The organism is Martelella sp. FLE1502, assembly GCF_053484255.1.
On the sequence record NZ_JBAKFQ010000016.1, the window covers coordinates 21,419 to 45,724 of the forward strand.

A 24,306-nucleotide genomic window follows, 5' to 3' on the forward strand; every position below is an offset into this window, starting at 1 on the left:
CCCTGAAAGCCGCAAGCCCCGAATTTGCCGATAGGGTTCACCCCTCTCTGCCCCTGTCGGGGCATCTCCCCCTCAAGGGGGGAGATTGTGGGCTGCGAGGTCTCCAAACCACACCAACGCAACGAAGCCGGTGGTTAAGGCGACCCACACCCCACCATCAATGATGGTGGTGGTGCACGTCGTGGGGGCGGTTGAAGATCGTGTCGCGGGGTGGGATGGCCTGGCGTTCGATCATGCGCCTGACGCGCGGCATGCCGTCTTCCTGGTGCAGTTCGCGCAGCCGGTCGAAATTGTCGGCATCGGCCTGGGTGCGGCGCTGGTTGTGGCGCACGTAATCGACCCAGGTGGGCGCGTGATAGGTCTCGAACCAGACGTCGGGCTCCTCGATATCGCGCATCAGCGCCCATTTGCGCGCGCCGTCGCGCAGCCGGATGCGGCGGCGCTCGACCATCAGTCGCAGGAATTCCTGGGTATCTTCAGCCGCGATCACGAACCGGGTCTCGACCACGATCGGGCCGGAACGAGCGACGAGGCCAAGGGCGGGCTCCGGCGTGCGGAACCGGTTGAGCGGATCGAGGTTCAGGCTTTCGAAGGCCGGCATCTTGAACACGAAGCCGACTGCCGCGCCGAAGGCCGCAACGCCCGCCGCGGCCAGGAAGGCGTGGGTGATGGTGAGATTTTCGGCGACAAAGCCCCACAGCCAGCTTCCGCTCGCCATGCCGCCGAAGGCAGCCGTCTGGTAAAGCGACAGGGCCCGGCCGACGACCCAGCGCGGCGTCGTGAGCTGCACCACCGTGTTGAACAGCGAAAGCGCCATCACCCAGCAAGCGCCGGCTGCGAAAAGCGCAAGACAGTCAATGATCAGCGAGGTCGAAAGCGACATGACCACCGCGCTTGCGCCAAACAGCAGGAAGGCGGCGCGGATGATCGCCTCGTTGGACAATGCGGCTCTGATCCTGGCATTGGCGAAGGCCCCGCCGATCGCGCCGATGCCGAAGGCGCCGAGCATGATGCCAAAGGTCTGCGGTCCGCCGGCGATCACGTCGCGCGCCACCAGCGGCAGCAGTGCCAGGGCGGCAACCGTGGCCAGGCCGAACAGGAAGGCGCGTAGCAACACCTTGAGGATGTTGGGCGACATCAGGACATAGCGTAGTCCGGCGCCGATGGCGGTGGTCATCTTCTCGCGCGGCAGCGCGGTTTCCGGCGGTGTGAACTTCCAGCGAAAGATCACCGTCAGCAGGCCGAGATAGCTCAGCGCGTTGACGATGAAGGCCGCTGCCGCTCCACCGATGGCGACGATGGTGCCGCCGACGGCCGGACCGACGCTGCGGGTAATGTTGAAACCCACGGAATTGAGCGTGACCGCGCCGGGCACATCGGCACGCGGCACCATATCGCCGACGGCGGCCTGCCAGGACGGATTGTTGAGCGCATTGCCGCTGCCGATGAGAAAGGTGAAGGCGAGCAGCATCCACGGCGTAATCACGCCGGCAACCGCCGCAAGCGCCAGCGCCAGGGAGACGACGAACATGAAGCCCTGCGCGGCGAGTATAACCCGCCGGCGATTGTAACTGTCGGCAACCGCGCCGGCGACGAGCGCAAACAGCATCACCGGCAGCGTGGTCGAGGCCTGAACCAGCGCCACCATGCTTTCGGAATTCGAAATCGAGGTCATCATCCAGGCGGCGCCGACGCTCTGGATATTGGTGCCGAGATTGGAGGCGATCGAGGCAAACCAGATATTGCGGAAGGTGGTATGCGCAAACGGGGCGAAAAGCGAGGGTGTCGCCTTGTTCATTTGGTATCGTTCCTCCGGCATTTTGTTGTTTGCGCACGTTGTTGTGTGAGCACGGGCGCGGCGGATGCGATACGGGGATCGATCCGGCTTCTCCCGAACCACAAGTATAGGACCGAAATCAGGCGGTTGCCTATATCCCCTGTGACGGGTTCCAGGGCTCGAACGCTATTAAACTTGCAATTTTCCCTTCAAGGGATTATCTAGGGCTCAAATTCTTGATCGTCAGATGAAGAGTGGGGCCGCACGGACCCGCTCTTTTTTGTTTGGCGCGGCCGCCAGGCGCCGGGAGCCTGATGGGACAGATTTGAGGAACATGGCTGACAAGGTGAGAGAAGAACGGCTGATTATCGAAACCGGCGTCGAGAAGCGGATTGCCGACATGCTGGAACCCGTTCTGGAGGATATCGGTTTCAAGCTGGTACGGGTCAATCTTTCCGGCCAGAACGGGCTGACGCTGCAGATCATGGCCGAGCGATTCGACGGCACGATGACGGTCGAGGACTGCGAGGAAGTGTCCAAGGCGGTCTCGCCGGTGCTCGACGTCGAAGACCCGATCGACCGCGCCTATCACCTGGAAATCTCCTCTCCGGGCATCGACCGGCCGATGGTGCGCAAGTCCGATTTCTATCGCTGGAAGGGTCACTTGCTGAAATGCGAGACCTCGGTGCTTATCGGCGAGCGCAAGCGGTTTCGCGGCCGGATCGTCGAGGCCGACAATGATGGCTTCACGCTTTTGCGCGACGGCGTCGCCTATGGCGAGCCGAGCGAGGTTACGATCCCGTTTTCGGCGCTTTCCGATGCCAAGCTGATCCTGACGGACGACCTGATCCGCGATGCGCTGAAGGCCGACAAGCTGGCCAAGGAAAAGGCCGCCAACGAGAACGACGAAGATAACGGCGTCGACGACACCGAAGAGAATTGAACCGCCTGACCGCTGCTTCGAACGCGCGGGCGTGACGATAATTTCGCGAAGCCTTGAGGCTCGCAGACAAGAATGGAGACAGGAACATGGCAGTAAGTGCGAACCGGCTGGAGCTGTTGCAGATCGCCGACGCGGTGGCGCGGGAAAAATCGATCGATCGCGAGATCGTGCTGACCGCCATGGCTGACGCCATTCAGAAGGCGGCCAAGTCGCGGTACGGATCAGAAACCAATATCCGCGCCGACATCAATCCAAAGACCGGCGAAATCCACCTGCAGCGTTTGCTTGAAGTGGTCGAGGAAGCCGAAGACTACAGCACCCAGATCCCGCTGGCGCTGGCGCTTGACCGCAACCCGGAAGCCAAGCTTGGCGATTTCATCGCCGATCCGCTGCCGCCGATGGATTTCGGTCGCATCGCCGCCCAGTCGGCCAAGCAGGTCATCGTCCAGAAGGTGCGCGAGGCCGAGCGTGACCGTCAGTTCGACGAATACAAGGATCGCATCGGCGAGATCGTCAACGGCACGGTCAAGCGCGTCGAATACGGCAATGTCATCGTCGATCTCGGCCGCGGCGAGGCGATTATCCGTCGCGACGAAATGATCCCGCGCGAAGTGCCGCGCTATGGCGACCGCATTCGCGCCTATGTCTACGACGTGCGCCGCGAGCAGCGCGGCCCGCAGATTTTCCTGTCGCGCACCCATCCGCAGTTCATGGTCAAGCTGTTTGCCATGGAAGTGCCGGAAATCTACGACGGCATCATCACCATCAAGTCGGTTGCCCGCGATCCGGGCTCGCGCGCCAAGATCGCGGTGATCTCGTCCGATTCGTCGATCGACCCGGTCGGCGCCTGCGTCGGCATGCGCGGCAGCCGCGTCCAGGCCGTTGTCGGCGAGCTTCAGGGCGAGAAGATCGACATCATTCCGTGGTCGGAAGATCCCGCCTCCTTCATCGTCAACGCGCTGCAGCCGGCGGAAGTCGCCAAGGTGGTGCTGGACGAAGATGCCGAGCGTATCGACGTCGTGGTGCCGGACGACCAGCTGTCGCTGGCGATCGGCCGTCGCGGCCAGAATGTCCGTCTCGCCTCGCAGCTTACCGGCTGGGATATCGACATCATGACGGAGAACGAGGAATCGGAGCGCCGTCAGAAGGAATTCAACGAACGTTCGCAGCTGTTCATGGATGCCCTCGACGTCGACGAGATGGTCGGTCAGGTGCTGGCCTCGGAAGGCTTCGCGGCCATCGAGGAGCTTGCCTATGTCGATCTCGACGAGATTTCCTCGATCGAGGGCTTCGACGAGGAGACCGCCCAAGAAATCCAGATGCGCGCCCGCGAGCATCTGGAACGCCTTGAGGCCGAGCTTGACGAGAAGCGTCGCGAACTCGGCGTTTCCGACGACCTGCGCCAGATCGACGGCATGACGCTGGCGATGATGGTGGCGCTCGGCGAGGACGACATCAAGACGATGGAAGACTTCGCAGGCTGCGCCGCCGACGATCTGATCGGCTGGACCGAACGTCAGAACGGCCAGACCAAACGTTTCGATGGCACGCTCTCTGCCTTTGCGCTGTCGCGTGTCGAGGCGGAAAACATGATCATGCAGGCGCGTCTCGCCGCAGGCTGGATCACCGAGGAAGACCTTGCCGCCGACCTTCCGGAAGAAGAGGAAGTCGAGGGCGAGGGCGCCGAGGAGCCGGCGGATGACGATCTGAGCGGCGTATTCTCGAAGTCGTGACCTCGCCCCGCAAAGCGGTCGAGGCTGAGGCGATGAGCGAGCGCACCTGCATCGTGACCCGCAAGGCCGGCGATCCGGATGAGCTCATCCGGTTTGTCGCCGGTCCCGATGGTCAGGTCGTGCCGGACCTGAAGCGCGAGCTGCCCGGCCGCGGCTGCTGGGTGGTCGCGGAACGCTGGGCCGTCGACAAGGCGGCAGCCAAGGGCCTGTTTTCCCGGGCGCTGAAACAGAAGGTTCAGGCCGCCGAGGATCTCGGCGCGATGGTTGACATGTTGATGGCGCGCCAGTTGGCGGGTATGATCAACATGGCGATCAAGGCGGGGGAATTCGTGACGGGCTCCGCCAAGGTCGATCTTGCGATCAGAAGCGGCGCGGCGATTGCCGTGTTTCATTCCGCCGATGCAGCGCCGGATGGCGTTCGCAAGCTCGATCAGGCCCGCACGGCCTTCATGCATCTAAGCGAGTCGGATGCGCCGGTTCCGGCGCTCAGACCCTTCAATGCGGCGGAAATCGGCCCTCTTTTGCATGAGAATGCGTTTAAACACGCCGCAGTGCTTGCGGGAAAGGCCGGTGAGGGTGTAGTGAAGCGCGCAATGATACTTCAAAGGTACCGCGCAGATGCCGGAACCGAAGGAAAAGCCGCGATGACGAACACATGACGACGTCACGGAAGTTGGCCGGACGCCAGAATATGAATTTTTAGGGCGGGCATACTGTCTCCGATCGGAGACGGTTCCCGCGCCAAGGAACGGGAACCGAATGACGGACAGTAAAGACGACAAGACACTCGACAATGAAGGCAAGAAGACGCTCAAGCTGAAGCCGTCGGGTGTGAGCCAGGGCACCGTGCGCCAGGATATGGGCCGCGGTCGCAGCAAGGCGGTCGTGGTGGAAACACGCAAACGCCGGATCCACAAGCCCGGCGAAGACACTTCAGCATCAGCCTCGCGCGCGCCGGCTTCTCAGAGCCCCCAGCCGCGCCAGGGCGAAACCCGCCGCAATGATGACCGGCCGACGCACCAGCCCAAGGGCCAGCCCTCGCGGCCGGGCGCGCAGAACCGCCAGCGCGGCGGCCAGCCGGATCGCGGTAATGCTGACCGTGGCGGCCAGAACCGCCAGCGCGGCAATGTGCTGCACGATCTCTCCCAGGGCGAGATGGACGCCCGCCGCCGCGCGCTGGTAATGGCGCAGCAGCGCGAGGCCGAGGACGCCGAACGCCGCAAGCGCGAAGCCGAAGAGGCCCGCATCGCCGAGGAAAAGGCAAAGCGCGAAGCCGAGGAAAAGGCCAAGCGCGAGGCGGAAGAGGCCAAGGCCCGCGCCGCGGAGCCCGCGCCCGCCGTCGAAGAGACGCCGGCCGAGGCCGAAGCGCCGGTTGTGCCCGATCTGCCGCCGGGTGAAGACGCCAAACCGAGCCGGACCGCGCAGCGTCCGCGCCCTGCCGCGCGCACGACTGAAGATGATGATGACGCAGCCCGCGGCCGCAAGCCGCGCCGCGAAGGCGAGAGCGAGGGCGGACCGGCGCGCGGCAAGGCGCTGCGCCCCGATACCGCGCCGAAGCCCGCATCGCGCCCGAAGGGCACCGGCGAGCGTCGTCGCGGCAAGCTGACCGTGACCGCGGTTACCGGCGACGACGAGGGCGGCAGCCAGCGCGGCCGTTCGCTTTCGGCCATGCGCCGCCGCCAGGAAAAGATGCGTCGCGCCCATTCGCAGGAGCCGCGTGAAAAGGTTCTGCGCGAGGTCGTGCTGCCGGAAACCATCACCATTCAGGAACTGTCGCAGCGCATGTCCGAACGTTCGGTCGATGTGATCAAGTACCTGATGAAGGAAGGGCAGATGATGAAGCCCGGCGACGTGATCGATGCCGATCTCGCCGAGCTGATTGCCACCGAATTCGGCCACACCGTCAAGCGCGTTGCCGAATCGGACGTGGAAGAGGGCATTTTCGACGTCAAGGATGACGAGGGCGATCTGGAGCCGCGCGCGCCGGTGGTCACCATCATGGGCCACGTCGACCACGGTAAGACCTCGCTGCTTGATGCCATCCGCCACGCCAACGTGGTCTCCGGCGAAGCCGGCGGGATCACCCAGCATATCGGCGCCTATCAGGTCGAGCAGGACGGTCAGAAGATCACCTTCATCGACACGCCCGGCCACGCCGCCTTTACGGCGATGCGCGCCCGCGGTGCGGAAGTGACCGACATCGCCATTCTGGTGGTGGCGGCGGACGACAGCGTCATGCCGCAGACTATCGAATCGATCAATCACGCCAAGGCCGCCGGCGTGCCGATCATTGTTGCCATCAACAAGATCGACAAACCCGCCGCCGACGCCCAGAAGGTGCGCACCGAACTGCTTCAGCACGAAGTGTTCGTTGAAACCATGGGCGGTGAAACGCTGGAAGTCGAAGTCTCCGCCAAGACCGGCAAGAACCTCGACAAGCTGCTGGAAGCGATCCTGCTTCAGGCCGAACTTCTCGACCTCAAGGCCAATGCCGATCGCACCGCCGAAGGCGTCGTGATCGAGGCCCAGCTTGACCGTGGCCGTGGTTCGGTCGCGACCGTTCTGGTGCAGAAGGGCACGCTGAAGCCCGGCCAGATCGTGGTTGCCGGTGATCAGTGGGGACGCGTGCGCGCGCTCGTCAACGATCGCGGCGAGCATGTGAAGGAAGCCGGACCGTCCATGCCGGTCGAGATCCTTGGTCTCAGCGGCACGCCCGCTGCCGGCGATCGTTTTGCCGTCGTCGAAAACGAGGGCAAGGCCCGCGAGGTTTCCGAATACCGCCAGCGGCTTGCCCGCGACAAGGCGGCGGCCCGCCAGTCGGGTTCGCGCGGCTCGCTCGAGCAGATGATGAGCCAGTTGCAGGATACCGGCCTCAAGGAGTTCCCGCTCCTGATCAAGGGCGACGTGCAGGGCTCGGTCGAAGCGATTTCGGCAGCGCTCGAGAAGCTCGGGACCGACGAAGTGCGGGCCCGGATCGTCCACGCGGCGGTCGGCGGGATTACCGAGTCGGACATTTCGCTTGCCGAAGCCTCCAATGCGGCGATCATCGGCTTCAATGTCCGCGCCAATGCCCAGGCCCGCAAGGTGTCCGAGCAGGAAGGCATCGAGATCCGCTACTACAACATCATCTACGATCTGGTGGATGACGTGAAGTCGGCGATGTCGGGCCTTCTGTCGCCGGAACGGCGCGAGACCTTCCTCGGCAATGCGGAGATCCTCGAAGTGTTCAACATTTCGAAGGTCGGCAAGGTCGCGGGTTGCCGCGTCACCGAAGGCCGCATGGAACGCGGCGCCGGCGTGCGCCTTGTCCGCGACAACGTGGTCATCCACGAGGGCAAGCTGAAGACGCTGAAGCGGTTCAAGGACGAAGTCTCCGAAGTGCCGGTCGGCCAGGAATGCGGCATGGCCTTCGAGAACTACGAAGACATCCGCGCCGGCGACGTCATCGAAGCCTTCCGCGTCGAGCACGTCACCCGCACGCTCTGATTTTCAGGGCACAACGGAAATCGAAAGGGCCGGCAGCGATGCCGGCCTTTTGCTGTTTGTGTATGGTTGCTTACGGTTGCCGCGATGGTTGGGATTGTCGTGCGAAGAGCCATGCAGCCCACAATCTCTCCCCTTGAGGGAGAGATGCCCCGACAGGGGCAGAGAGGGGTGAACCCTATCCGAGAGCACGGCGTCTGGGGCTTATGCCCGATACCCCTCTCTGTCGCTTTCGCGACATCTCCCCCTCAAGGGGGGAGATTGGGAACGGGGAGGTTTTGCGTGAGGTTGATGCCTCATTATTCTGTCATTCAGCGAGGCTCAGAAAGTCCCACACCCAATGCCCGTTCGCCCCATCACTCCGCCGGCGGCGTTGCCGTAGCCGCCGCGCCAAGCGGGCGGATGCGGAGTTTGGTGATGCGGTTCTTCTCGCGTTTCATCACGATGAAGCGCTTGCCGTAGAAGGTGAAGGACTGGCGCTCTTCGGGGATCGTCTGGCTTTCGTGGATGACGAGACCGGCGATCGTGGTCGCTTCCTCGTCGGGCAGGTTCCAGTCGAGCGCGCGGTTGAGGTCGCGGATCGGGACCGTGCCGTCGACCACGATCGAGCCGTCGGCCTCCTGCTGGACGCCGGAGATTTCCAGATCGTGCTCGTCGGCGATATCGCCCACGATTTCCTCCAGAATATCCTCCAGCGTGACGATGCCCTGCACCTCGCCATATTCGTCGACCACCACCGCGATATGCACCTTGCGGCGCAGGAAGGCGTTGAGCTGGTCCTTCAGATTGGTACTGTCGGGCACGAACCACGGCTTTTGCGAGACCTTGACGATGTCGATCGTGGAGGGCGCGGCATGCGGTTCGGCGAGCGCGCGCGAAAGATCCTTCGAATGGATGACGCCGATGATGTTGTCGATCGAGCCGCGCCACACCGGAAGCCGCGTATAGGGGCTTTCGAGCACGGTCCGGACGGCCTGCTCCGGCGCGTCATCGGCATTGACCGCGCGCATGGCGGTGCGGTGGATCATCACGTCGGAGACTTCGAGCTCGCCGAGGTCGAGCACGCCGCCGAGGCGGTCGCGGTCGGCCTTGATCACCGAACCCTCGCGGTGGAGCAGATCGACCGCGCCGCGCAGTTCCTCGTGTGCGGTCAGCATTTCCGTGCCCTTGGTCAGCGTCACGCCGAAGATGCGCAGGATGCCGCGCACCACGATGTTGACGAGACTGGAAAGCGGACCGACCACCAGAACGAACAGCCGCACGAAGGGCGACACCACAAGCGCGAACCGGTCGGTGGCCGAGATCGCCCAGCTTTTCGGCAGCACTTCGGCGAATATCACCAGAAGCGTCGTCATGATCAGCGTCGCATAGGCAACGCCGCTGTCGCCGAAAATGCTCAGGAACAGCGTGGTCGTCAGCGACGAGGCCAGGATATTGACGAGGTTGTTGCCGATCAGAAGCGCGCCGATCAGCCGGTCGCGCCGGGCGATCATGGCATTGACGAAGCCCGCGCGGCGGTCGCCCTGCTGCTCGAGCGTGTGCATGCGCGCGCGTGAGACGGCGGTCAGTGCCGTCTCGGAACCGGAGAAGAAGCCCGACACGATGATCAGGGCGAGAATGATCGCCATGGTCAGCCCGTAATCGGAAAAGAATTGCGAAATGTCGCCTGTGGTCATTGCGGATGTTTTTCCGTCAGAAACGCCAGAACCTCGGAGGGCGGCACATCATCTGCGATGAAGGCTTCTCCGATGCCGCGGGTGAGAATGAAGGTCAGCTTGCCGCCCTTCACCTTTTTGTCCTGGCCGATGGCATCCAGCATTATATCAGGCGGCGGCAGGTCTCCGTCAATATCGCCAAGCGATGTCGGCAGGCCGGCTTCCTTCAGATGGGCGGCCACGCGTTTGGCGTCGTCGGGACTTGCGAGGTTCATGCGCGCGGAAAATTCGTGCGCCAGCACCATGCCAATCGCGACCCCCTCGCCATGGACCAGCCGGGCGCTGTCGTAGCCGGTCGCCTTTTCCAGCGCATGGCCGAAGGTGTGGCCGAGGTTCAGGAGCGCGCGTCGTCCGTTCTCGCGCTCGTCGGCGGCAACGACGGCGGCCTTGGCCGCGCAGCTTTGCGCGATCGCCTCGATCCGGGCATCGCCGCCGGCAAACACCGCCTCGCGGTGCTTTTCCAGCCAGTGGAAGAAGTCCGGCTGGTCGATCAGGCCGTATTTGACGACTTCGGCATAGCCCGCGGCAAATTCGCGCGGGCTCAGCGTATCGAGCGTCGCGGTGTCGGCCAGCACCAGATCGGGCTGGTGGAAGGCGCCGATCAGGTTCTTGCCGTGGCGCGAATTGATGCCGGTCTTGCCGCCGACGGAACTGTCGACCTGGGCCAGCAGCGAGGTCGGGACCTGGATGAAGCGCACGCCGCGCCGGGCGATGGCGGCGGCAAAGCCGGTGAGGTCGCCGATCACCCCGCCGCCGAGCGCGATCACCGCATCGGCGCGTTCGATCCGGGCGTCTAGGATGAAATCGACCACGGCGGTGAGATTGTCGAAGCTCTTGGTCTTCTCGCCGGCCGCAAGCGTCAGCGCGAAGGTCTCGATGCCATCGGTCTGCAGGCTTTCGACGAGCGTGTCGAGATAGAGCGGTGCGACATTGACGTCGGAGACGATCGCGACCTTGCGGCAGTTGAGCCGGGCGAGCGTCTCGCCGCCAGCGCTGGTCAGAAGGTCCGGGCCGATGAGGATGTCATAGCTGCGGTCGGCGAGATCGACGCGGACGATCCGCTTGTCGGATACGCTTTCAGTCATGGGAATATTTTCCTTCATCAACGGCGGCGAGCGCCTTCAGCACATCGCGCATCACGGCTTCCTTGCGGACATTGCGGGAGTGAACTGTGACGTCGGCCTCGGCATAGACCGGATAGCGCTTGTCCATCAGGTCCTTCAGCGTTTGCTTCGGGTTCTCGGTCTTCAGCAGCGGACGGGTCTGGCGGCGCTTGACCCTGTCCCACAATGTCTCGAGGTCGGCTTTCAGCCACAGCGACAGGCCGGAACGGGCGATCAGGTCGCGGTTCACCGGGTTGATGAACGCGCCGCCGCCGGTCGACACGATCGCGGGCCCCCCCGCCAGAACACGCTCGATCACCCGTGTCTCGAGCGCGCGGAATTCCGGCTCGCCATAGGCGGCAAAGATATCGGCGATCGACATCTGGGCGGCGGCCTCGATTTCGTGGTCGGTATCGATATAGGGCAGACCGAGCTGCGCGGCGACGAGCTTGCCGATCGCGCTCTTGCCGGCGCCCATCAGGCCGACCAGGATCAGATTGCGCCCGGCAAGGCCGGCAATCGCCTTTTGCCGCAGTCCCGCGCCGCCGGTATCTTGTTTTACGTTCATAGCGTGCCCATTCTTGTCCTGCCACGTATCGGCAAATGCCGTGTTGGCGTCAAGGCGAAGGGCGCCGAATTCCGGTTTCGGACAACAGGGAGTTAACCGCATTGGATCTTTCCGGCGCCCATATCGAGGCGTTCATCGAAATGCTGAGCGCGGAGCGCGGGGCGGCCATCAATACGCTTGCAGCCTATCAGCGCGATCTCGACGACTATCGCGATTTCATGATCGACCGCGGGGTTGCTGTCGATGACGCGGCGTCCGGCGATGTATCCGCCTATCTCTCGGACCTCGCAAAACGCGGCTTTGCTGCCAGTTCTCAGGCAAGGCGGCTTTCGGCGCTGAAGCAGTTCTATCAGTTTCTCTATGCGGAAGGGCTCAGGGGCGACGATCCGACCGGCGTCATCGATGCGCCGAAAAAGGCGCGGCCGCTGCCGAAGACGCTTTCGGTCGCCGATGTCGATCGGCTGCTGGATCAGGCGGCGGCGGAGGCGAGCGCGCCCGGTCCACAGCATTTTGAGAAGCTGCGCATGAGCGCGCTTCTGGAAACGCTCTATGCCAGCGGCATGCGGGTTTCCGAACTGGTGACGCTGCCGGCGAACGTGATGAAGAGGAGGGAGCGGTTTCTGACGGTGCGCGGCAAGGGCAACAAGGAGCGCGCCGTGCCGCTGTCGCGCCGCGCTCTGGAGGCGCTTGTCGCTTTCGACGCCGAGCGGCAGAAGGCCGCGGATGACGATGAAAACCCCTATCTGTTCGCCTCAAGGGGTGCTGCCGGGCATTTGTCGCGCCAGGTCTTCGCGCGGGACCTTAAAGGCCTTGCCGCGCGGGCGGGGCTTAAGACCACCGCGATCTCGCCGCATGTGCTGCGCCATGCCTTTGCCAGCCATCTGCTGCAGAACGGTGCGGACCTGCGCGCGGTGCAGGAAATGCTCGGCCATGCCGATATCTCGACCACCCAAATCTACACCCATGTGCTGGAAGAAAGGCTTCGGGAACTGGTGGAAATGCATCACCCCCTTGCAAAAGAAGCCAAAAAACGGGATTAAGCGGCACAATATTGTAAGTGGAAGCCCGAGAACGCGGTTCCGGGCGCGGCGGAAAACCCAGGGAAATTGCGACAATGTACAGCTATCTCGATTTCGAAAGGCCGATCTCCGACCTGGAGGCCAAGATTATCGAGCTGAAGAAACTGGCCGACGACGGCGAGAGCATCGACACGTCGGAAGAGATCGCGCGCCTGGAAACCCGCGTCAGCGAGGCGATGAGCGATATCTACGGCAAGCTTTCGCCATGGCAGAAGGCGCAAGTTGCCCGCCACCCCCAGCGCCCGCACTTTCTCGACTACGCCAAGCGGCTGTTCACCGATTTCACCACGATTGCCGGCGACCGCAATTTCGGCGAGGACGCGGCGATCCAGGCGGGCCTTGCCCGCTTCCGTGGACGTCCCGTTGCCGTGATCGGCGAGGAAAAGGGCCACGACACCAAGAGCCGGCTGAAGCACAATTTCGGCATGCCCCGGCCGGAAGGCTATCGCAAGGCGATCCGTCTGATGGAGCTTGCCGACCGCTTCAAACTGCCGGTGATCTCGATCGTCGATACCCAGGGCGCCTATCCGGGCGTCGGCGCTGAAGAGCGTGGACAGGCCGAGGCGATCGCGCGCTCGACCCAGATGTGTCTGAGGCTCGGCGTTCCCATGATCACGCTGGTGATCGGCGAGGGCATGTCGGGCGGCGCGATCGCGATTGCGGCGGCCAACCGGGTCTATATGCTGGAACACGCGATTTATTCGGTGATTTCGCCGGAAGGCGCGGCCTCGATCCTGTGGCGCGATTCTGCCCGCGCCAAGGAAGCGGCCACCAACATGAAGATCACCGCGCAGGACCTGAAGGGTTTCGGCATCGTCGAGGAGATTATTCCCGAGCCGGTCGGCGGCGCGCACCGCCATGCCGATACCGTGATCGATGCTTCGGGCGACCAGATCGCCGAGGGGCTCAACGAATTCGAAGGCAAGTCGGCCGAAGAAATCCGCAATATGCGCCGGCAGAAATTCCTCGCCATCGGCCGCAATCTCTGAGGGCTGTGCGCTCTTGCCGGGTTGCCGCTATCGGGGCGGAAAGAAAGACTTAACGCTTTCTTGAAGTTTGACTGTGCATTATGGTGCCGTAGCGCGACGGGCGACCGTTGCGTTTGAAGGCAAAATCCGGCAGGTTCTATCCATGCGCTTGACTGTACTGGCCCCGATAATGTTCGCCGCTGTGGCGCTGACGGGCTGCAACAGCTTTTTTGACAGTACCGACTTCTCCTCCGTGCAGGAGAAGATGAACTATTCTTTGCCGTCTTCCATGGTGGCGAAGATGAGCAAGCGCGACATGGCCAAGAACGCGCCGATCACCATTCGCATCTTCAAGGAAGAGGGCGTTCTGGAAATCTGGAAGCAGAAGCGCGACGGCACCTATGGCGAACTTGAGACCTACGAGATCTGCGCCTGGTCCGGCAAACTCGGCCCGAAGAAGAAGGAAGGCGACCGGCAGGCGCCCGAGGGCTTCTATCCGCTTTCCAAGGGCCTTCTGAACCCCTATTCGCAGTATTTCCTGGCGATCAATACCGGCTATCCGAACCGTTACGACCGCGCCAACCAGTTCACCGGTTCCGATCTGATGATCCATGGCGCCTGCTCCTCGCGCGGCTGCTATTCGATGACCGACGAGCAGATACTGGAAATCTTCGCCTTTGCGCGCGACGCCTTCTCCGGTGGCCAGCAGGCGATCATGCTGCAGGCCTATCCCTTCCGCATGACCGCGGAAAACATGGTGCGCCACCGCTATAACGAAAATTATCCCTTCTGGCAGATGCTGAAGGAAGGCTACGACTATTTCGACGTGACCCACAAGATTCCGGACGTCGATGTCTGCGGCGGCGAATATCTGTTCAACAAGGACCCGGTCAATGGCGGCGATGTCGCCTCCGACCGCGCCTGCCCGGTCATGGCCTCCAATCTTTCCGCACAGGACAAGATGGCGCTGGCGAAGAACCAGAGCGACTATCAGGAGCAATTCGCCAAGGCGCTTGCCGAGAACGACGGCAAGGTCTGGATCGATCCGAGCGAAGCCGAACGCAAGGCCATCGTTGCCGATCTGCGCGAGGACCCGACCGATGCGCTTTACCAGCCCACCGGTTCCTCGCTGGAGGCCGGTCGTTTCGTGACCGTCGAACAGTATCGGATTTCGAAATACGGCCCGCTCGAAACGCCGGCTGATATTCCCGGCGAAATCGATACCGTCACCCAGACGGCCGCGATCCCGGATGTTCCGGAGGTGCCGGTTTCCTCTGCGGTGCCGATCCCCGAGCCGAGCCCGATGGCGGCCTATGCCGAGCCGGAGCAGCCCACCAAAGGCGACAGGCCTTTCTGGAAATTCTGGTGAGCGACGGCTTCGTGCCGCAGTCCTTCCATTATGATCTGAAGGGGCTGAAGTGCCCGCTGCCGGCGTTGAAGGCCGGCAAGCGCCTGGCCGAGCTTGCGCCCGGAAGTCTGCTGACGGTGGAGACCACCGATCCGCTTGCCGTGATCGACATCCCGCATCTGTGCCAGCAGAACGGCCACCGACTCATTGAAAGCGTGGCGACTGAGAGCGGTCATCGTTTCGTGATCGCGCGGAGCTGAACCCTGTCAGCGTCTGAAACCGAAGGCCGCAAGCGGATTTTCCTCAAGTGCCGCCCGGTCCGGGCGGTCGACCGCCGGCCGGTCCAGGAAGCTTGCAAACAGATCGCGCACCGCCTTTTCACTGAGGTCAGCGCCAATCACGACAATCCGCGTTTCAGGCGCGCTGTCCTGTGGCCAGCCGGCGAGATAACGCGACGGATAGACCGTGGCGCCGACGCCGTGGATCACGAGCGGTCGGGGCTCGCCGGCAAGCGCCACGATTCCCTTGATGCGCAGGATATGGTCGCCGTGTTCGCGGGCAAGACGATGCTGGAAGGCATCGATGATCTGTCGCGACGGAAGCGCGCCTGCAACAAGCGCGAAGGCGCGGATATGCTCGTCATGGCGATTGACGTCGTGATGGTGGTGATCGTGACCGGTTTCGGCCGCCCGTAGCCATTCACCGACTTGCGGCGATTTGCGTGCCAGGTCGAACAGACCCGCCACCAGAAGGCCGGGGTTCTTGGCCATGGGCGTCGCGCCATCGACGATTTCGGCGGTCGGATTGATGGCGGCGAGCCGTTCGGCGAAGCGTGCCACAACCTCGGCGGAGACAAGATCGGTCTTGGTGATGACGAGGCGATCGGCGACGGCGACCTGGCGGGCCGCTTCATCGTGGCGCTCCAGCGTTTCTATCCCGGTCATCGCGTCCACCAGAGTCACCACGCCGTCAACCGTAAAGGCGGCGGCGATCGCCGGATGCGCCATGATCGCCATCAGCACGGGAACCGGATCGGCAAGGCCGGTGGTCTCGATGATCACCCGGTTGACCGGTTTGATCCTGCCGGTCTGCATCCGGTCGAGCAGGTCGGCGAGCGTGTCGATCAGTTCGCCGCGCACGGTGCAGCACAGGCAACCATTGGCAAGCTCGATGACCGAATCGCCGGAGCGTTCGACCAGGAGATGGTCGATGCCGACCTCCCCGAACTCGTTGATGATCACGGCGGCATCGGCCAGCGCCGGATCAGCGAGAAGGCGGTTCAGCAGCGTCGATTTGCCCGCGCCGAGAAAGCCGGTCACGATCGAGACGGGGATGGGATGCTGGGGTTGATACATTCTGGCTTCTACTGCGTGGGCCGCGCATAGGGCAGCGGCACATAGGAGAGATTGTCGAGCGCGCTTTCCACGGTTTCGGTGTCGTTGGGCAGGCGGAAGGCGTCAACGGTCGCGTACTCCTTCGGCAGCGGCTTAAGATAGGGCGATTTGAAGATGTAATTGCCATCCTCATCGCGGATATCGCCGCGATCCTGCACCGCCTGCGCGCTGCAGACCTCATTGGTGATATCGGCGACTGGGCGGTCGGGCGCGGGTGGCGGCAGATAGGTCGAAAGCTCTGGCCCGGAGCGGTCATTGGTCGTCAGGCCTGCCTGCAGCAGTTCGGCGGCCTTGTCGGCGCGCGCCGGCACGCTGTTGGCGCCGAAGGCGACGGCGATCACCTCGCGGCCGCCGCGCTTGGCCGAGGAGACCTGATTATAGCCCGAGGCGCAGACGAAGCCGGTCTTCATGCCGGTGGCGCCGTCGAAATTTCCTACCAGAAGGTTGGTGTTGCGGTATTTGCCGCTGTCGGCGGCAATGCCGGGGATGGTGAAGTAGAAGTGATATTCCGGAAAATCACGGTCGATCGCGAGCGCCAGCACCGCCATGTCGCGCGCGGTGGTATATTGGCCGGTCTGCGGATTGGCCATCGAGGTCATGCCGTTGGCGTTGACGAAATGGGTGTCGACCATGCCGAGTTGCCTGGCCTTTTCATTCATGCGCGCGATAAAGGCGTCGCGGCCGCCGATCGCGGCGTCGGCAACGGCATGGGCGGCGTCGTTGGCCGAGTGTACCAGCATCATCTTCAGCGCGTTGTCGACCGTCACGCGGGTGCCGGGGGCGAAATACATCTTCGAGGCCGGCTCATTGGCGGCGGCGGCGGAAAAGGTGATCGCCGCGCGCGGATCGAGCCGGCCCGCTTTCATGTCCTCGAACACCAGATAGGCCGTCATCAGCTTGGTAAGCGAAGCCGGATACCATTTCTTGAATGGCTCATTGGCAAACAGCACGCGCCCGGTTTTGGCGTCGACCACGATATAGGGATTGGCGAAGACGGCGGCACTGGAAAACATCAGCGCTGCGAGCATCAGTCCCGCAAACAGCATTGCGCCGGTTATCCTCCGGCCAGGGTGCCGGATTGTCGATTTCGTCCTGGCGATTTGAAACACGGTAGCTCTCTCTACTTGCCTGTCGGCTGCTATCGATATACCCCTTGAAGGGTTCGTCTTCTTGATGCGGACACGCTTTGATCCCACTTAATATTAGCGTGTTTTACAACGAATTTTGCAAAAATGCAGGGGTATCATTAATGCCGGTGCTGAACTACGCCGCCGAACTTCAAAGTCAAGCGACCGAATGGCGCCATCACCTTCATCGGCATCCGGAACTTCTCTACGACGTCGAGGCGACGGCGGGCTTCATAGCAGAACAATTGCGGCAGTTCGGTGTCGACGAGGTGGTTGAAGGCATCGGCCGCACCGGGCTTGTCGGCGTTATCCATGGACGCGCGGGCGAGGGGCGCACGATCGGCCTGCGCGCCGATATGGATGCGCTGCCCATCAACGAAAAAACCGGCAAGCCGTGGGCCTCGACGGTTCCCGGCAAGATGCATGCTTGCGGCCATGACGGCCATATGGCGATGTTGCTGGGTGCTGCGAAATATCTCGCCGAGACGCGGAATTTCAGGGGCAGGGTCATCGTGATCTTCCAGCCGGCGGAAGAGGGCGGCGGCGGCGGCAAGGCGATGATCGAGGACGGGCTGATGGAGCGGTTCTCGATTGCCGAGGTCTACGGCATGCATAATTTCCCCGGCCTTCCGGTCGGCGAATTCGCGATCCGTCCGGGCCCGATCATGGCAGCGACGGACGAATTCCGGATCCTGGTGCGGGGCAGGGGCGGTCACGCCGCCCAGCCGCACACCGCCATCGATCCGGTGGTGATCGGCAGCCAGATCGTCGGCGCGCTGCAGACCATCGTCTCGCGCAGCGCCGATCCGGTCGGCGCGCTGGTGGTCTCGGTGACCGAATTCCATGCGGGCTTTGCCCATAACGTCATTCCATCCGAGGCCGAACTCGGCGGCACGGTGCGCTCGTTCACGCCGGAAAACCGCGACATGGCGGAGCAGCGGCTCAAGTCCATTGCCGAAGGCCTTGCCGCCGCCCAGGGCGGCGAGGCCGTGGTGACATACACCCGCAACTATCCGCCGACGGTCAATCACGAGGAAGAGACGCGCCATGCCGCCGACGCGGCAATCGCGGTTGCCGGAGAGGCGGCGGTCAATACCGCGGTTGCGCCCTGGACGGCGGCGGAGGATTTTTCCTACATGCTGGAGGCCCGGCCCGGCGCCTTCATCATGCTCGGCAATGGCGACAGCGCCGGCCTGCACAATCCGGACTATGATTTCAACGACGAAGCGCTCGCCCACGGCATTTCCTACTGGGTTCGTCTGGCCGAAGCCCGTCTCGCGGCCTGAGCCTCGGTTGTCGCAAGGCAAAAACAGGGCTTTTCATCGGAGCCCTGCTTTTGTATGGAGAGGCGAGTGGTCCCGTAGCTCAGCAGGATAGAGCATCAGATTCCTAATCTGAGGGTCGCGCGTTCGAATCGCGCCGGGATCACCATTCATTTCATCGGGAAATGTAGAGTTTTGTCGCGATGCGGCGCGTGCTTGCCTGTCGAGGCGTCTGCGCATCGGCGAACGGGCTGTGAGCCCTGGGGCGCAGTCATCGGGTTCAGCCGGGCGGGAATGATCCCGCCCGGCTGAGAGGTCTTTAAGATCAGAACTTTACCTGGAGCCTTGCATTGACGCCGTTGTAGCTGACGTCGTCGCCGAACTGGCCCTGGTAGGACACGCCGATCGTGGTGTTGGCCGACAGGTCGAAGTCGAGGCCGGCCTCGACCACGGCGGCATCCTCGGCGACGGCGACGCCGGTGACGGCGAACGGCGTCGAGCCCACAAAGGCCTGCGTGACGGACGGCGTGATGTCGCCAAAGGCATGACGCCAGCCGATCATCCCGCTTGCCTTTGCCCGCGTCGCGCCGATCATGAAGTCGGAGGAGACGCGCACACCCACGGTGGTGAAGGTCGTGTCGGAGCTGCCGCTTGCGCCGTTCAATGCCGCTGCGCCGCCGCTCTCGCTGTAGCCATCCGTATCCAGATTGACATAGGCGAGGTTTGCGAACGGCTCCAGCTGAACGTCGGAGAGATCGAACTGATAGCCGAGTTCTCCGAACGCCTGGAAGGTGCCGGCGTCATAGCTGCTGTCGAGCGCATTCGTAAGGCCCGGGATGTACACCGAACGGCTGGTGTCGATCTGGTGCCAGGTATAGGCGAGGCCCGAGCGGAAGCCGAGGCCGCCCCATTGCGAACCGGCATAGAGGCCGAGCGAGTAGTTGTCGCTGGAACCCGAAGACGCGCGGTCATCACTGTCGAAGCTCGAATGGCTGTAGCCGGCGAGCGCGCCGACGCGCCAGGTTTCGGCAACCGGAATGTCGACGCCGACAAGCAGGCCGCCCGTCGCGCTGTCGAGGCCGGCGGCATTGGCGTTGCCGTCGAACTTGTTCCACGCTCCGAAGGCGCTGCCCCAGGCGGCGATGCCGTTTGCCTGATCGGGAGCGACGAGGTTTGCACCTTCCGGGCCATAGGCCAGAACCGGCGCCGACGATGCGCCGACCGTGCCGAAGGCTGCCCGCAGGCGATCGGCTTCCGCGCCACGGACGATGCCGCTTTCCTCGATCAGCGCGGATTTGACCGAGGCATGGATCTCGCCGGAAAGCTGGTCGAAGCCGTTGCGGATGAAATCGGGATCGTCCGGCAGCATGACGATCGCGTCATAGAGCGCGTTTCCGGCGGTAAAGCCGATCGACTCGACGCTTGCCGCGACGGCCGCCTGATTGGCGGTTTGAGCCACCGATGCGAAATCGCGGTCGTTGCGCTGCAGCTTCAGGCCGATTTCGCTCGTGCCATACATGAAGTCGGGCGTCAGGAAGGCGAAGTCGGAGGTGACGCTTGCGAACTGGCCCTCGATTTCACCGGCCGACAGCACGGTGTAGGTCGAGCGCGGATCGTAGACGCCGTCGAAGCCGATATGCGCCAGCGTCCCGTCCAGCGAGGCCTTGCCGGTCACCGTCACCGCGTCGCTGCGCCCGCTTTCCGGGTCGACTTCGACGGCGAAGATCGAGCCGCTGGCGAAGGCGAGGTCGCCATCGATGGTCAGCGTGCCGATGGAGTTGCCCGGCGAGAGCGTGCCGCCCGCGGCGATCGAGACCAGCGATCCCGCGCCGGAGCCGATCGTGCCGGAACCGCCGAGAACAGCGCCGTCATTGACGGTCATGCTGCCGCCGAGCTTGCCGACGCCGTTTTCGTCGCCCACCAGCAGCTTGCCCTGGTTGACCAGCGTGGTGCCGGCAAAGCCGGAGCTGTCGGCCGTCAGGAGGAGGGTGCCCACACCGCGCTTTTCAAACGTGCCGTCGCCGGAGAACGTCTTCAGAGCGGTTACCGGAACCGTCGGATGGGAAACATCGATCCAGCCGCGGCCGTCGAAACGGATGGCCTTGTCGATCGACGTGATCGGCCCGGTCCACTGAGCCCAGTCATCGTCCGGGCCGGCGGTGCGGATGCCGCCATTGTTAAGCGTGATCAGGCCGTCGGTCGAGCCGAGCGCGGCGCTCTCGTCGATCGCCACGGTTTTGCCGGCGGTGACGACGATATCGCGGAAGCGCTCATGATCGTCCACGCACATCGCGCGGGCGCCCTGAAGTGAAAGATGCTGTGCGTCGGCGCAGTTAAGCGCCAGCTTGAGGGGGGCGAAGGGGTCGTTTTCGAAGTCGAGCCCGGTCTTCGCGGAAAGCGCGGCGCGCACGGCCGGATCGTTGAGGCCGAGCGTTGCGACAAGCTCGTCCCAGGCCGGATTTTCCGGCTTGGTTTCGAAGGCAAGGTCCTCATCGACATATTTCATGAGGATATCGCCCCATTGCTCCCAGCTCATGTCGCTGATGCTGCCGATGCCCGGGAATTCGTCGCGATGCGCCTGGAAATAGTCATCGAGGACGTTGCGGAAGAATTCCGGATTGGAAGTGTCCGTCAGCTTGTCGAGATAGGCCTTGTAAACCGCCTGCTGTTCGGCGGGCACGTAGAGGGCAAGTTCCTCCTGGAAGGCTTCCGGGTCATGACGGTCATAGACCGCGTTGGCGAGCAGGAAGCCGAGGCGGTCCTCGGTGACTTCCGGAGCCTGCGCATAGATCGGGCGGCCATCCTCATCGGAAAGCTGGCCGAGATAGACATCCGTGCGGTGGTTGTTGCGCGACAGCCGGAATTCATTGGCGCGCTCCGCGGAATCACGCGTGTTGGCGTCGAATGTCAGGCGGACCTTGCCGCTATCGTCGCCGATTTCCTCGACATTGGGGCCCTTCCAGCGGATTTCGTGGGCGAGCGGCTCGTGGTCGGAGAGCGCGTGACCCTCGTCCGTCGTGCTGATGTCCTGGTCAAGAACGCCGCCGACATAGCGGTCGTCTTCGGCATCCGCCAGTTCCCACCACTTGGCATAGGGGCGCGAGGCAATGAAGTGGTCGATCTGGGTGCGGCCCCAGGACGGCCATTTGAAGGCCTCGTCGTCTTCCTCGACGCTCGGCCATGTTGTGCTGCCGTCGGCCAGCTTGTGCGGCGCGAAGCGCTCGCGATCCTCGGGGTTTTGCAGGATCTGGTACTGCTTCTTCAAGAGGTTCATCGTGTAGGGCGTGTTGCCCGCCACGGGATAGGTCTCGTCGGTAAACAGGCCTTCCGGCATGGTGTTGGACTTGCGGTTGATATAGGCTTCGGCGGCGGCGTATTTTTCCGAGCCGATGGCGTGATTGCGCGCGACATATTGCAGCGCCCAGGCCTTGTGGTCCGCATTGCCTGTCTCGCGCGCGCGTTTCATCATGAATTCCTGCTGAACCACTTCCAGCAGTCCGCGCTCGGAGATGTCACCCGCGTTGAAATCGCCGGTCATGATGATGGGGCTCGCCTTGCCTGCGGCCCAGTCGTTCAGCTCATGGGCTTCGCGGTTACGATGGAGAAAGGGATCATCGCGATAGTCCAGATGCTCCGTCGCGATGATGGTCTGCGGGCGGCCGTTCTCGCCGCCGACAACCACGTGGACCGGCTCATCGGTATTGCTGTAATCGATGATGTCCTTGTCGCGCCAGGCAAGGCCGGTATCGCCCTTCTCGTGCAGCGAATAGTCGCCGGCGCCAAGGTCGGACATCTTCTTCTGGATGTCGACGCCGTAGCTGTTGCGGTATTCCTGGATGGTGATGAAGTCGTAATTGCCCGATGAAAGAAGGTCGGCGGCTTCGGGAACGAGCGTCGATGCCCCCCAGGTGTTCAGGGAGATGATGCGCAGCGCATTGTCTTCGGCCTTTGCCGGAACCGCGCTGACGGCCAGCAGCGAAACGCCGCTCAGAAGGCCGAGCATCTTGCCTGAAATATGCGCGCGGCTTCCCAGCCGCTGAATGATACCATTCATCGGGTATTCCTTTCGTAATCGGAACGCTATGAAATTTCGATTTGCGTCGTCAGGTTAACATGTTTCGAAAGCGACATATAACCCCCGTATATGTCATATTTACAACATTTTTATAGATTCCTTGCGTACACGCCCTCGGTGTTTCAAAAAGGGGGCACAGAATCGGAAATGGTGCTGGAGGTGGTGTGGACGTGGAAAGCAACGGAGAAGAAAGAAAGAAGGAAAGCCGTCAGTCGTCGATACTGCGATTGATGGAGAAGAACTTCTATATCTCGGTAGAGGAGATTTCCGATTTCTTCACGGTGACCACGCAGACGGCCCGGCGCGACATTCTTGCGCTTGAAAAGGCGGGCCGCGTGCGCCGTCTTCATGGCGGCGCGGTTCTTGTCGGCCCGCTCGAGGAAACCGTCTACCGCCGTCGTCGCGTCGACAATGCGGAGCAGAAGCAGCGCATCGGCGAACTTGTCGCCGATCTTGTGCCCGATGGCGCGTCGATCTTCATCGATTCCGGCACGACCTGCGAGGCGATCGCGCGCGCGCTTTCGCGCCGCAATCATCTCAGGGTTTTGACCTACAGCCTCAGGGTCGCGACGATCCTGAACGAGAACACCAATTTCACGCTGGCCGTCCCCGGCGGTTTCGTGCGTCCCATCCATGGCGGCATCTTCCAGGAGGAGACGCCCGAATTCATCCGCAACTTCAAGTTCGACAGTGCGATCATCTCGGTGAGCGGCATCGACAATGACGGGGACCTTTGCGACGACGACCATGCCGAAAGCGTTGTCGCGACGGCGGCGATGGCGCAATCGCGCCGTACGCTTGTGGCCGTCGACAGCAGCAAGTTCGGCAAGCGGGCCATGGTGCGGCTGGGGTCGATCGCCGATGTGAATACCCTGGTTACGGATACCATGCCGGAAGGGGACATCCGCCGTCTTCTGGATGAAAACGGCGTCGAGATCGTTTGCTGAAGCGCGGCGGAAGCGCGCCGCCGGCCGCTTTTCCGCTGTCTGTTTCATGTCCTTGAAGCCGGTGTGTTTTCGAATACTTCCGTGGCGAGCGTCTGGATCCCCGGAAGGCAGACGTCGCATAGAGGCTGCAGGACGTCGCGCGTTCCCGTTCCCGTCAAAACGCCGACCTTGAGGCCCGCCCCGCCGGATATCGCCATGTTCATGTCATGGGGATTGTCGCCGACGACCGCGGTTTGCGCGGGGGAAACGCCCATCGCCTCGCAGAATGCCAGCAGCATGCCCGGTTCCGGTTTGACGCCGTAGCCGCTGTCATAGCCGGCGATGAAATCGATCCATGGCGTCAGCGAAAGGCGCTCCACAAGACTTTCGATCGCTGCCTGGCTGTCGCTGCTGGCGATGCCGAGTTTGAAGCCGCGCTCATGGAGATTGCGAAACAGCTTGACCAGATTGGTGACCGGAACGGCGTCGGATACCGCGGCGGTAAACAGCGTATCGAGCGCTGCGGTCAGTTCGCCGACGCTGAAACGCGCGCCGGCCTCGATCCAGGCCCTGGCGATCTCATCGGTATTGCCGGCGGCCAGCAGGCTGTTTGACGATGTCAGTCCGCTTTCGGCGTCCATGCCGCCAACGCTCAGAAGATGCGCGGCAAGCGCCGGATCGCCGCTCGCGGCAAGCTCGGCGGCGGCCCGGTTGATGGGCGCCCAGGTACGCTGGTAATCGAGAAGGGTGCCATCCTTGTCGAAAAGGATGGCCTTGATGGGGGAGGCCGTCATGGCGTTTTCCG

18 protein-coding genes and 1 tRNA gene are annotated in these 24,306 nt (G+C 63.0%); 11 read left to right on the top strand and 8 right to left on the bottom strand.

What is annotated here, in order from left to right:
• Positions 1-157: 157 nt before the first annotated feature.
• Positions 158-1,798 carry an MFS transporter gene (locus V6767_RS14455; RefSeq protein WP_448474118.1) on the bottom strand — a complete coding sequence of 547 codons (1,641 nt, stop codon included), beginning with the start codon at positions 1,796-1,798 and terminating at the stop codon, positions 158-160.
• A gap of 313 nt (positions 1,799-2,111) precedes the next feature.
• Between V6767_RS14455 and rimP the strand changes: the two genes are divergently transcribed.
• From rimP to infB, 4 genes are all read left to right on the top strand, one after another.
• Positions 2,112-2,720, top strand: a complete 609-nt coding sequence (gene rimP, locus V6767_RS14460) for a ribosome maturation factor RimP (RefSeq protein WP_448474119.1) — start codon at positions 2,112-2,114, stop codon at positions 2,718-2,720.
• 86 nt (positions 2,721-2,806) lie between these two features.
• Positions 2,807-4,453, top strand: coding sequence for a transcription termination factor NusA (gene nusA, locus V6767_RS14465; RefSeq protein WP_448474120.1), 1,647 nt, complete (start codon positions 2,807-2,809; stop codon positions 4,451-4,453).
• Positions 4,450-5,112 (top strand): RNA-binding protein, encoded by a 663-nt coding sequence (locus tag V6767_RS14470; protein ID WP_448474121.1) that lies wholly within the window; start codon positions 4,450-4,452, stop codon positions 5,110-5,112. The genes nusA and V6767_RS14470 overlap by 4 nt, the downstream gene beginning before the upstream one ends.
• 100 nt (positions 5,113-5,212) lie before the next feature.
• Complete coding sequence (gene infB, locus V6767_RS14475) at positions 5,213-7,939, top strand: translation initiation factor IF-2 (RefSeq protein ID WP_448474122.1); 2,727 nt, start codon at positions 5,213-5,215, stop codon at positions 7,937-7,939.
• Positions 7,940-8,292: 353 nt separating this feature from the next.
• On the opposite strand, the gene V6767_RS14480 is transcribed toward infB, so the two are convergent.
• The 3 genes from V6767_RS14480 to V6767_RS14490 are packed head-to-tail and all read right to left on the bottom strand — an operon-like array spanning position 8,293 to position 11,322.
• Positions 8,293-9,612 carry an HlyC/CorC family transporter gene (locus V6767_RS14480; protein WP_448474123.1) on the bottom strand — a complete coding sequence of 440 codons (1,320 nt, stop codon included), beginning with the start codon at positions 9,610-9,612 and terminating at the stop codon, positions 8,293-8,295.
• Entirely contained in the window at positions 9,609-10,736 is a 1,128-nt protein-coding gene (gene aroB / locus V6767_RS14485; RefSeq protein WP_448474124.1) for a 3-dehydroquinate synthase, read from the bottom strand. The genes V6767_RS14480 and aroB overlap by 4 nt, the downstream gene beginning before the upstream one ends.
• The gene (locus tag V6767_RS14490) at positions 10,729-11,322 is read right to left on the bottom strand and encodes a shikimate kinase (protein WP_448474125.1); all 594 of its coding nucleotides are present in this window, start codon (positions 11,320-11,322) and stop codon (positions 10,729-10,731) included. The genes aroB and V6767_RS14490 overlap by 8 nt, the downstream gene beginning before the upstream one ends.
• A gap of 101 nt (positions 11,323-11,423) precedes the next feature.
• On the opposite strand from V6767_RS14490, the gene xerD reads away from it, so the two are divergent.
• From xerD to V6767_RS14510, 4 genes are all read left to right on the top strand, one after another.
• Complete coding sequence (gene xerD, locus V6767_RS14495) at positions 11,424-12,362, top strand: site-specific tyrosine recombinase XerD (protein WP_448474126.1); 939 nt, start codon at positions 11,424-11,426, stop codon at positions 12,360-12,362.
• Positions 12,363-12,436: 74 nt separating this feature from the next.
• Positions 12,437-13,390: an acetyl-CoA carboxylase carboxyltransferase subunit alpha gene (locus V6767_RS14500; RefSeq protein ID WP_448474127.1), complete on the top strand. Its 954-nt coding sequence runs from the start codon at positions 12,437-12,439 to the stop codon at positions 13,388-13,390.
• Positions 13,391-13,532: 142 nt separating this feature from the next.
• Complete coding sequence (locus V6767_RS14505) at positions 13,533-14,738, top strand: L,D-transpeptidase family protein (protein WP_448474128.1); 1,206 nt, start codon at positions 13,533-13,535, stop codon at positions 14,736-14,738.
• Entirely contained in the window at positions 14,735-14,977 is a 243-nt protein-coding gene (locus tag V6767_RS14510) for a sulfurtransferase TusA family protein (protein ID WP_292052664.1), read from the top strand. The genes V6767_RS14505 and V6767_RS14510 overlap by 4 nt, the downstream gene beginning before the upstream one ends.
• A 6-nt stretch (positions 14,978-14,983) precedes the next feature.
• Here the strand turns inward: V6767_RS14510 and V6767_RS14515 are convergent, their stop codons facing one another.
• A complete protein-coding gene (locus tag V6767_RS14515) occupies positions 14,984-16,072 on the bottom strand; it encodes a CobW family GTP-binding protein (protein WP_448474129.1) in 1,089 nt (362 codons plus the stop codon).
• A gap of 8 nt (positions 16,073-16,080) precedes the next feature.
• A complete protein-coding gene (locus V6767_RS14520; RefSeq protein ID WP_448474130.1) occupies positions 16,081-17,157 on the bottom strand; it encodes a D-alanyl-D-alanine carboxypeptidase family protein in 1,077 nt (358 codons plus the stop codon).
• 203 nt (positions 17,158-17,360) lie between these two features.
• Here V6767_RS14520 and V6767_RS14525 point away from each other — a divergent pair, with 203 nt between their 5' ends.
• Positions 17,361-18,524 (top strand): M20 aminoacylase family protein, encoded by a 1,164-nt coding sequence (locus tag V6767_RS14525; protein ID WP_448474131.1) that lies wholly within the window; start codon positions 17,361-17,363, stop codon positions 18,522-18,524.
• 68 nt (positions 18,525-18,592) lie between these two features.
• Positions 18,593-18,669: transfer RNA gene (locus V6767_RS14530), tRNA-Arg, on the top strand.
• Between the two features lie 156 nt (positions 18,670-18,825).
• Here the strand turns inward: V6767_RS14530 and V6767_RS14535 are convergent.
• The gene (locus V6767_RS14535) at positions 18,826-22,554 is read right to left on the bottom strand and encodes an autotransporter domain-containing protein (RefSeq protein ID WP_448474132.1); all 3,729 of its coding nucleotides are present in this window, start codon (positions 22,552-22,554) and stop codon (positions 18,826-18,828) included.
• A 191-nt stretch (positions 22,555-22,745) separates the two neighbouring features.
• Between V6767_RS14535 and V6767_RS14540 the strand changes: the two genes are divergently transcribed.
• On the top strand, positions 22,746-23,522 hold the full coding sequence (locus tag V6767_RS14540) for a DeoR/GlpR family DNA-binding transcription regulator (protein ID WP_448474133.1): 777 nt from the start codon (positions 22,746-22,748) through the stop codon (positions 23,520-23,522).
• A 44-nt stretch (positions 23,523-23,566) separates the two neighbouring features.
• Here the strand turns inward: V6767_RS14540 and V6767_RS14545 are convergent, their stop codons facing one another.
• The gene (locus V6767_RS14545; RefSeq protein WP_448474134.1) at positions 23,567-24,295 is read right to left on the bottom strand and encodes an HAD family hydrolase; all 729 of its coding nucleotides are present in this window, start codon (positions 24,293-24,295) and stop codon (positions 23,567-23,569) included.
• Positions 24,296-24,306: the final 11 nt, after the last annotated feature.